The 10,070-nt window shown below is 50.9% G+C and carries 6 protein-coding genes; 3 read left to right on the top strand and 3 right to left on the bottom strand.

From position 1 onward, the window contains the following. Positions 1–132: 132 nt before the first annotated feature. From COV46_06675 to COV46_06665, 3 genes are all read left to right on the top strand, one after another. Positions 133–1,446: a hypothetical protein gene (locus COV46_06675; GenBank protein PIR16853.1), complete on the top strand. Its 1,314-nt coding sequence runs from the start codon at positions 133–135 to the stop codon at positions 1,444–1,446. Next, entirely contained in the window at positions 1,443–2,405 is a 963-nt protein-coding gene (locus COV46_06670) for a hypothetical protein (protein PIR16852.1), read from the top strand. Before COV46_06675 ends, COV46_06670 begins: the two co-directional genes overlap by 4 nt. A 68-nt stretch (positions 2,406–2,473) precedes the next feature. Further along, on the top strand, positions 2,474–5,638 hold the full coding sequence (locus COV46_06665) for an RND transporter (GenBank protein ID PIR16851.1): 3,165 nt from the start codon (positions 2,474–2,476) through the stop codon (positions 5,636–5,638). 9 nt (positions 5,639–5,647) lie between these two features. On the opposite strand, the gene COV46_06660 is transcribed toward COV46_06665, so the two are convergent. Genes COV46_06660 through COV46_06650 form a run of 3 tightly spaced genes read right to left on the bottom strand, consistent with a single transcriptional unit; the run spans position 5,648 to position 9,727 of the window. Next, positions 5,648–5,944 (bottom strand): hypothetical protein, encoded by a 297-nt coding sequence (locus COV46_06660; protein PIR16850.1) that lies wholly within the window; start codon positions 5,942–5,944, stop codon positions 5,648–5,650. Between the two features lie 12 nt (positions 5,945–5,956). Next, a complete protein-coding gene (locus COV46_06655) occupies positions 5,957–7,387 on the bottom strand; it encodes a hypothetical protein (protein ID PIR16849.1) in 1,431 nt (476 codons plus the stop codon). Between the two features lie 3 nt (positions 7,388–7,390). Beyond that, entirely contained in the window at positions 7,391–9,727 is a 2,337-nt protein-coding gene (locus COV46_06650) for a hypothetical protein (GenBank protein ID PIR16848.1), read from the bottom strand. Positions 9,728–10,070: the final 343 nt, after the last annotated feature.

Here is a 10,070-nt window from a genome sequence, read left to right as displayed (position 1 = left end):
CAACTCCCTCCATTCTCTATCCAACATATACCTTATCCTCTTTATAAGGGGGATACGATGTCTGTTCCGTGTTCCACGATAGAAAGTTTTTTTACTTTATTATAAAAGGCTTATTGTCTAGTATGCCGGTCTGTGAAAGTATCTTTAAGTCTTATTTGCCTTATTTTTTTATTGTGTGTCTTTGGACAAGTTTCCCGCGCCGACGAACCTTTGCGCTTTACCATCGAGCAGGCGATAGATCTGGCCATGAAGGCGAACCATGACGTAAAGATAGCCAGGGAGCGTCTGAATAAGCTCGATGCAACGATAGGCGAGGCAAGGTCCGGGGCATTGCCTCAGTTGACCGCCAACGCCGTCTACCAGAGAAATTTCAGGTTCCCTCAGCTTATCATAGCGGGACAGCAGTATAAATTAGGTTTCAATAACGAATATACCGCCGGCGCCTCGCTTAATCAGGCCATATATGCAGCCGGCAAGGTCATGAAGGCGCTTAAGGCCGCAAAAGAAGAGACGATGAGCGTTGACGCCATACTCAAAGACACAAGAGAAGAGATAAGGCTTCAGGTGAAGCGCACATTTTATCAGATTCTCCTGACCGACAGGGTCATTGACATAAAAGAAAAGACGCTGAAACAGCTTACCGATCAACTTCATGCCATTAAGAAAAGATACGATACCGGCATTGAAAGCGATTACACCTTAATGAGGCAGGAGGTGCAGGTCTCTAATATCCAGCCGGAACTTTCGGCAGCAAAACAGCAGAAGATGGTTTATGTGAACGCCCTCAAGGATCTTTTGGCCCTCCCTCCGAGCGAAGAGGTGGAGCTTACGGGTACGCTCTCATATAAAAAAATGGCGATGTCGCTTGATGAGGCCCTTGTTTCAACGGCGCTCTCAAAGAGGCAGGATATCGAGGCAAAGACCCGCCATGTGAGGGCGCTCCGAAATGTCGTCGGCATAGAGTTCGGCGGATATCTGCCCAGCATAGGTCTTTTTGGAAATCTTAACTGGCAGGGGCAGACCGATCACTGGAAGCTGAAAGATTCAGAACACTTTTATTCACTAAATGCCGGGGTTGGCATAAGCATTCCCATATTTGACGGCCTAAAAACGCACCATAGAATAAGCGAGGCAAAGGCCGAACTGAAGATAGCATCCGAAGAGGAGATGAAGCTCAAATCGAACGTGGCAAGCGAAGTGAAGAACGTGAACGCCCTCTTTAAAGAGGCTGTGGAGCGTGAGACCAGCCAGAAAAAGGCCCTGGATCTGGCTCAAAAAGCGGTCGATATAGCAAGCCTTCGTTTCAGTCACGGTCTGACATCCCAGCTGGAACTCAACGATACGATACTTCAAAGAGATATGGCCGACCAGCTCTACGCACAGGCCGTCTTTGATTGTCTAAATGCCGAGGCGACCCTTAAAAGGGTCCTTGGAGGTGAAATATGAAAAGAAATGAAATGTCATTGCGAGGGTCAAAGACCCGAAGCAATCTAGTGTGGGAGATTGCTTCATCCGCCGGAGGCGAATTCGCAATGACAATGCTGGTCATGCTAGCATTACTTTCCTGCGGGCCGAAAGGCGATCTCGGAAAAAAACAGAGAGAAATAATAGTGACAAGGCCCGAGATAAGGGACATCTCGCAGACCGTGATGGCGACAGGGAGCATCGAGGCCGAAGATTTCGCGAAAATCTACCCAAGGGCGCCGGGAAAAGTGACGAAGAAGCTTCTGAAAGAGGGTGATCCCGTAAAAAAGAACCAGCCCATCATGCTCACTCTGCAGGACGAGGTTGGTTATAAGTTCAAACAGTCCCCGGTAGTATCCAAGATAGACGGGTATGTGGGGCGCATCATGGTAGATGTCGGAGGAACGGTCGATCCGAACACGCCGGTCGTTACGGTGGTTCAACCGGACAATATGAGGATAAAGATAGACCTGCCGGAACAGTATCTTCCCGACGTTCATGAAGGGCTTAAGATAGATTTTGCGACCGGATCGGTCCCCAATGAAAGATTTTCCGGGGAGATAACCTCCATTAGCAGCGCCATAGACGTTGCGAACAGGACCTCGCGCGTTGAGGTGACCGTTCCTAACGAAGGCCATAAGCTAGTTCACGGAATGTTCACCCGCCTTGATATCCCCATAGAAACGCATGAGAACGTGGTCTCAATTCCGGTATCGGCGGTCAGCTGGGAGGCCGAAAAACAGTTCGTTTATAAGGTGGAAGATGGAAAGATAAAACATCATCCCATTAAGGTTGGCATAAGAAATTCATCATATGTTGAGGTCCTAGAGGGCGTTTCAAAGGACGATGTCCTGGCCAACGGAAAACTTATAGATCTTGTCGAAGGGGAGACCGTTACCACCAAGGAAGAGGACGCAGATATTAAAACCAAGGAAGACTAGACGTTCGTGGTGAGCCTGTCGAACCATGAACGAATTCCATCCTTCGACAAGCTCAGGATGAGCGAATTATGAAACTAACGGAAGTGTTCATAAGAAAGCCGATATTCGCCACCATGATCATCATGGCGATGGTGGTGTTCGGCGTCTTCTCATTTTCCAAGATAGGTGTAGACCTCTTTCCGGAGGTCGATTTTCCCGTGGTCGTCGTTACGACGAATCTTTTGGGCGCAAGCCCCGAAGAGATAGAGACCGAGATATCCAAAAAGGTAGAAGAGCAGATAAATACCATAGCGGGCTTGGATGAGCTCCAATCTTTCAGCTATGACGGAAGCTCCATGGTAGTTGCGCAGTTCATTCTGGAAAAGAACGGAGATATCGCGGTAGAAGAGGTGCGCGACCGCGTTAACCGAGTTGTTAACGAGTTCCCCTACGGCACAAAGATGCCCATAGTCGAGAAGTTCGACATGGCCGCGTCCCCCATCATGCAGGTGGTCGTTACCGGCGACATCCCCATAAGGGATCTGACCCGCATAACCAGAAAACAGGTTAAAGAACTTCTTGAGAACGTCAACGGTGTCGGAAATATAAAAATAGTCGGCGGCCGCGAACGCGAGGTCCACATAATAATAGACACGATAAAGCTCTCTGCCAGAGCGCTTTCTGTGGCCGACCTCGAAAAGGCGCTTATAGTCGAGAATATTGAGCTCCCAGGCGGGCGCATAACCGAAGAGCCGCGAGAGCTTGTTGTGAGAACGATGGGAAAGATAGTCGATGCGGAAGATTTCGGGAACATTCCGATAGATGTCGTTGGCGGCGTTCCCGTTCTGGTAAGAGATGTTGCGCAGGTAAAGGACGTGGAGCAGGAACAGCGCAACTTTTCTCGTTATGACGATTCACCCGCGATAACGCTCATCATCAAGAAACAGTCCGGCGCCAATACGGTCGACGTGGCGGAAAGGGTGCGGGCCAAGGTGGATGAGATAGCAAAGACGCTGCCTAAGGCCATTAAGGTCGAATGCGTGCAGGATCAGTCGCGTTTCATCGTGGCGGCGGTCCATTCGCTCGAAGAGGATGTTATCCTGGGGGCCATTCTTGTTTCGCTCACGGTCCTCCTTTTTCTTAAGAACGTTCGCAGTATGGTTATCTGCGCCGTTTCTATTCCCGCATCCATCATAGCAACTTTTACCTTGATGAACTGGATGGGCTTCACTTTTAACAACCTGACGCTCCTTTCTCTCTCTCTTGCCACCGGTATAGTCATCGACGACGCCATAATTGTGCTCGAAAACATCTTCCGTCACATCGAAGAGCTAAAAGAAAAGCCTTTCGTCGCCGCCGCAAGGGCCATCGAAGAGATAGGTCTGGCGGTCGTATCCACTACCCTGTCATTGATGGTGATATTCCTGCCGCTGGCCTTTATGAGCGGCATCGTGGGCAGATTTATGTACAGCTTCGGGCTCACCATGGCCTTTGCGATAGGGGTCTCTCTCGTATTTGCGTTCGTGTTGACCCCGACCATGAGCGCCCGAATGTTGCGCGAGACCGATACAAGCGGGGAAGGCAGCTCAAAGGAGAGCGCAATAAACAGGTTCCTCGATCATCATTATACAAAGATGCTCAAGTGGTGCCTTGCTCACAGAAAAGCGTCGATGATCGCCGCAGTCGTCATAATGTTCACCACCATTCCTTCGCTGATGTTCGTTGGAAAGGACTTCGTTCCCAAGGACGACAAGAGCGAGTTCAACGTTCATGTCAAGGCTCCGGTGGGGACCTCGATAGCCGAGATGGACAATATAATGAAGGAGCTCGAAAAACAGTTCCATCAGGTGAAAGGGGTGACGGACCTTCTTACCTCCGTCGGAAATGGCGACAACAAGGCGGTCAACGAGGGCGATATCTATGTAAAGCTTTTGGACCTCAAGGAACGCTCCTACACCCAAAAAGAGGTGATGGATACCATGAGGGGCCTCCTTAAACACTATCCAACCCTCAGGACCTCGGTTCAGGATATCGGCGGTCCCGGAGGCGGAAGCGAGGCCACTTTCCAGATGAGGATGACCGGTCCCGATATGGAGAAGCTGAAAGAATATGCCGAGAAGATGATGACGGCGATGAGAAAGCAGGGAGGTTTCGTCGATGTCGACACCACGTTCGAGCTTGGCAAGCCGGAGCTAAGGATAAATATAGATAGACAGAGAGCGGCCGATCTCAAGGTAAGCGCGAACGATATTGCCTCGGCGTTGCAGCTCTACATCTCCGGCGAGAAGGATATTACAAAGTTCAAAGTGGAAGACGAGCTTTATGAAGTGAGGACGCGTCTTGAAGAAAAATACAGAAAACATCCGTCCGACCTCTTGAGCCTAACGATACCCGCATCCATAGGCAATGATCCACCGAACCCCGTGAGACTCGATCAGCTGGCGAAGGTAGAAGAGACCACGGGACCCTCGCAGATACAGCGTTACATGCGGCAGAGGGCCATAGAAATAAACGCCAATCTCAAGGATTACCCGATGGGCGCGGCAAAGAAGTTCGTGACAGATGAGATGAAAAAACTCGATTTTGAAGCGGGTTATAATATCTCGTTCGTTGGCCAGGCCAAATACCTGCAGGAGATGCAGACCAATTTCATCCTGGCGTTCCTCCTGTCGTTCATTTTCATGTACATGATACTCGCCTCCCTCTTTGAAAGCCTCACTTATCCGATTGTCATATTGTTGTCTCTGCCGCTTGCCTTTCCGTTTGCCATCTTCTCGCTCCTCATTACCGGCATGACGCTTCATATCATCTCTATCTTGGGTCTCTTTCTGCTTATCGGTATCGTTAAGAAGAACTCCATTTTGCAGGTCGACTATACGAACACCCTAAGGGGAAGGGGCATGGAGCGCCATGAAGCGCTTGTTACAGCTTCGCGCACAAGGCTGCGTCCCATCATGATGACGACACTAACGCTTGTGGCGAGCATGATACCGGTGGCACTTTCGCGCGGGCCCGGTTCTTCCAGCCGCGCGCCAATGGCCGTTGTCATAATCGGCGGCCAGAGCTTATGTCTGATGGTCACGCTCCTTCTGACGCCCGTATTTTACTCCGTATTCGACGATATGCAGGTGAAGTGGATACCTTCTTTTGTGAATAAGGCCAGGTCGAGGTTTGGCCCAGTAACAGGCTCTACTGAGTCGATCCTGACAGATATCAGAGCCGGAATCTCGGGAATATTCAAGAAGAAGCGCTAAGGTAGCTGTTCAGGATACCTTCAGCTCTTTGTCGAGGCCTGTCATCACGAATATCTTCATGACAGAAGGGCTTGTGTTGGTGATGGAGAAATCGCCTGTGGCAAGCGATTTTGCGGTCTGTAGGCATATCCTCACGAACCCGGAGGCGATATAATGGACCTCGGCAAGATCGAATACGACCTTTGCAGGAGAAGCCTCTTTCATCTTTGAGGCAACGATCTTTTCCGCCTCCATTGAGGCGTGGCTGTCCATCCGGCCTGTGAATCTGCAGGTAAGTGACCCGTTCTCAAGAGTGAAATCTGTCATAATGATTCTCCTTTATTGGTTGTGATGGTAGGCCTTGTCTATCTCCTTCTCGCCCAGTTTTTCGTCGATTATCATATCGCCTGAAACTGCGAGCCATCTTGTGTTCGGCCTCCTGTGGCAGACACGCTTTATGTTGTAAAGATGCTTGGCGGTTATATTCTCGGCGGTGATGTTCTTGCCCCCAGCCCCGCATCCGAGTGTCAGAGATGGGTGGAGCATATTGAATATGCCCCCGACCCCTCCCTGCGACGACGGGGTGTTGACCACCACCCGTCCGGCGTTCATGAGGTGGCCAAACTCGGTTATTTTCTCTTCGTCGTTGGAGTAGATGCTCGCAGTATGTCCAATTCCGCCCCGGTAGTTGAGTTCGAGGCAGGCCTTGAGCGCCGACCTGAAATCATCCGCCACATACCATGCAAGGATCGGCGCCAGTATCTCGCCGGAGAGGGGGTATTCCGGCCCTATCTTTGTCTGCTCGGCCATCAGACAGACGGTCTCTTTCGGCGCCTTTATCTCCGCCATCTGGGCGATCGCAAGGGCCGGCCTCCCCACGATGTTGGGGTTCATAAGGCCCGTATCCTTGTTGATGCATATCTTGGAGACCCTGTCCACCTCGTCGGGTTTAAGAAAGTATGCCCCTCTTTTTTCCAGCTCCTTTTGCAGCTTTTGCGCCACGGCCTTTTCCGCCACTATCGCCTGTTCGCTTGCGCATACGGTCCCGTTATCAAAGGTCTTGGAGAGGAGTATGTTCTCGGCGGTGAATGGTATGTCGGCTGAACTTTCGACATAGACAGGAACATTCCCTGAACCGACGCCTATGGCCGGCGTTCCGGAACTGTAGGCCGCCTTAACGAGGGAAGGCCCGCCAGTTGCAAGCACGAGGGCCGTCTTCGGATGCGACATCAGCTCCTGGGTCAGTTCTCTGCTGCTTTCAGGCGCCCATTGGATGCAGTCGTCAGGTGCTCCCGCCGAAAGCGCCGCCTCATAGCATATCCTTGCCGCCTCTGTCGTTGCCTTATACGCCGAAGGATGCGGGCTTATTATGATGGGATTCTGTGTCTTTGCGGTTATCAGACACTTGAATATCACTGTCGCTGTGGGGTTCGTTACCGGTATCACCGCGACTATCGGCCCTAGCGGTTGTGCTATCTCTGTGATGCCCGCCATTTCGTTGCGCGATATTATCCCAACGGTCCTTTCGTTCTTGATATCTTCATAGACGAGCTTGGCGGCGAGGGCGTTCTTCAGCGCCTTGTGCTGCCATATGCCTATCCCGGTCTCGGTGTTGGCCATCTTGGCGAGAGAGATCCTTGCCTCCATAGCCTTCATGTATATCGCTTCGACTATCTTGTCGGTCTCTTTCTGGCCGAGCTCGCTATAGACACCGGCGGCGATGGACGCCTTTTCCATCATCTCTTTAGCTGTTCTTTTAGGACCGATCATCTTTCACCTCTTTATCTTTTTTATAAGCGTAAGCCTGTTGAAATCTCCGGCACGGGCATATTCTACCACGTCGGTCATTTTTTTAACAAGCTCTATCCCCAGCCCGCCTATGGGCCTTTCGTTTATTTCGAGCGAAAGATCAGAGGGTGATGCCTTCACGGGGTCGAAAGACTTCCCGTCATCTATTATGGTCGCTGTTATCTTTCCGTCTTTGTGGACCAGGGAGATATCTATCGTGTGCTTTGAGCCGGATTCAAAGGCGAACTTTATTATGTTCACGACCGTCTCTTCTATCGCAAGGTCTAGCTCGTTCACGAACTCACCGCCGCAGTGAAGACGTGAATAGAAGCCGGCGGCAAGGGCCGAGACCTTGCGAACCTCCGAGATATCGTTGTTTATCGAGATGTTCAGTCTGTTGCCGTCGCAGAAAAGGAGCTTGAAGCATAGAAGAGCTATGTCGTCCGAAGGCTCAACGCCCTTGGCATGGTCTTTGACAGCAGATAAAACGCATTCGACCGTCTTCTTGGGCGATGACCTCGGGTCCTTGGATAGCTCCTCAATAAGCCGCTCTTCACCGAAGAGCCTGTTTTTCGTGTCGATGGCCTCGGTCACGCCGTCGGTGTACATGAGTATCTTGTCGCCAGGAGAGAGCATGATGCTACTCCATTTAAACCCGGCGTCTCTGTCGACACCCAACACCTTTCCTTCACCGCCTTTGAGGAAGGCCGGCTCGGCGCCCTTCCTGATGATGACAGGCGCCACATGTCCGGCATTCGCGAACCTGAACCTCCCGGTCCCGCTGTTGAGCATGCCGCAGAAGAGCGTTATGAACATAGACCTGTTATTACGGGTGATCACCTCGCGGTTGATTATCTTCAAGAGCTCATCCGGATGCGTCAGTCCTTTTGAAAGCCCACGCAGAAGGGTCTGGACCACCGCCATCATGAACGCCGCATGGACCCCCTTGTCCGAGACATCGCCCACCACGAAGAAGGTGTGCTTCTCATCCATTTCGAAGCAGTCGAAGAGATCGCCGCCTACTTCAAGAGCAGGCACAAGCATCCCGCACGCTTCGACATTGTTCATTCCGCCGACAATGTTGAGTTCCATGGGGACAAGGCTCTGCTGCACGTCATGCGCTATTTTGAGCTCGTTGGTTATCCTCTCTTTGGCCTTGATGCTGCCCGAAAGCTCGGCGATATATTGCTTTAAGTCTCCCTGCATGCCGGCAAAGGACCTTGCCAGAGCCCCTATCTCATCCCTTCTATCCAGCGCCGGGAGCTTTGTTTCCAGATCGCCTTTTGCGACCTCTCCGGCCGCAACTGTCAGGGCGTTCAATGGTTTCACCATACGGCGGGATATGAAGAATACGGCAAAGAAGAGGGCTATCATGCCGACAAGACCCAATGCTATCATCCGGTGGGCGATGTAAAGAATGTTCGAAAGAAGATCTTTCTCCTTGAATACGACGCCTATCGACCAGTCGCTTAGGCTCACTGGCGCATAGAATATCCACGACGACTCGCCGGTTATTATATCATCAAAGCCGGCTATACCGGTCTCCCCCGATGTCATTCCGGCTGCCATGCTTTTCATCGACGGGATGTCGTTTATGTTTTTTTTATTCGCGAAAGAAGGTTCGGGAAAGGTTATGAACCCGCCGTTCTTCGAAACGAGAAAGGCGTAACCGTCGTTCTTGCCGGCCGCCTTCGAGATTATGTTCTGGAGCCGGTCAAGAGAAATATCGGCCGAGACGACCCCCTCGAACTCCATCTTGTCCCCGGCTTTCCTGTAGAAAGGTGCTGAATGGGAGAGTATGTAAATTCCCCCGGTCGTAGCGTCGGTATAAGCGTCGGTCCATAACGAGCTCCCGCTCTCTTTGGTATCCTTGTACCAGGCTGTCTTGAAATAGTCGTAATCCTTTCCGCCGAGCATCGTGCAGGTTGCGTCATCCACTTCCCTGTAACAATAAGGAGAAAAATACCTTTCATTCTTATCGGCAAGATAGGGGCCGTAGGAAACGGAGATCCCAAAGACATCCTTGTTGCTGCTTACCACAGCTTTCAGTATATTAAAGAAGTCATCTTTGTCGTCCAGCCTGTAGCGTCGTACCACAAGCTCCATCAGTTTTGTGACGCGGCGGACCTCATCCACCACTTCGTCTATCCTGTCGCAGGCGGATATGACAACGTTATTGCCGACATCCTTCACGTTCTTGTATAGGATGCGGTTAACGAAGGAGTATCCGATTCCGAAGACAAGAAGGTAGATGAGCAAAGATCCGGCTATGACTGCCAGCGAGAGCTTTACGGTGAGCCCGATTTTTTTGAGCATCCTCATTTGATATGAAGTTTTTTATATTCTTTCAGGGCATAATTCAAGATTTAAAGCGGCCAGAGTTCAAAAACGAAATGTACCAATTTTACATGGTGTCCGTTCCGCGGCCGAATTCCCCACAGCCCCCACCCTTTTTATTCAACAGGAAAACTTCACTTGGGAGTGTTCACGCGTGTTTTAAGAAAACCACCGCTTTTTCGAGCTCGCCGTTTAAAATTGCCTCGGCATGTATGGGGATCACCTTAATAAGTTGGCTCTTCGCGGATTTGAGTGGGTCATTTGCGGGACATTTATGCTGAGTAGCTCATAACATTCTTGGGTAAGTAAAAAATGATGAATGCATTGT

The organism is Deltaproteobacteria bacterium CG11_big_fil_rev_8_21_14_0_20_49_13, assembly GCA_002796305.1.
In the GTDB taxonomy this organism is placed as follows: Bacteria; UBA10199; UBA10199.
The sequence above is the reverse complement of the archived record's forward strand: the minus strand, read 5'-3'. Positions and strand labels throughout refer to the sequence as shown.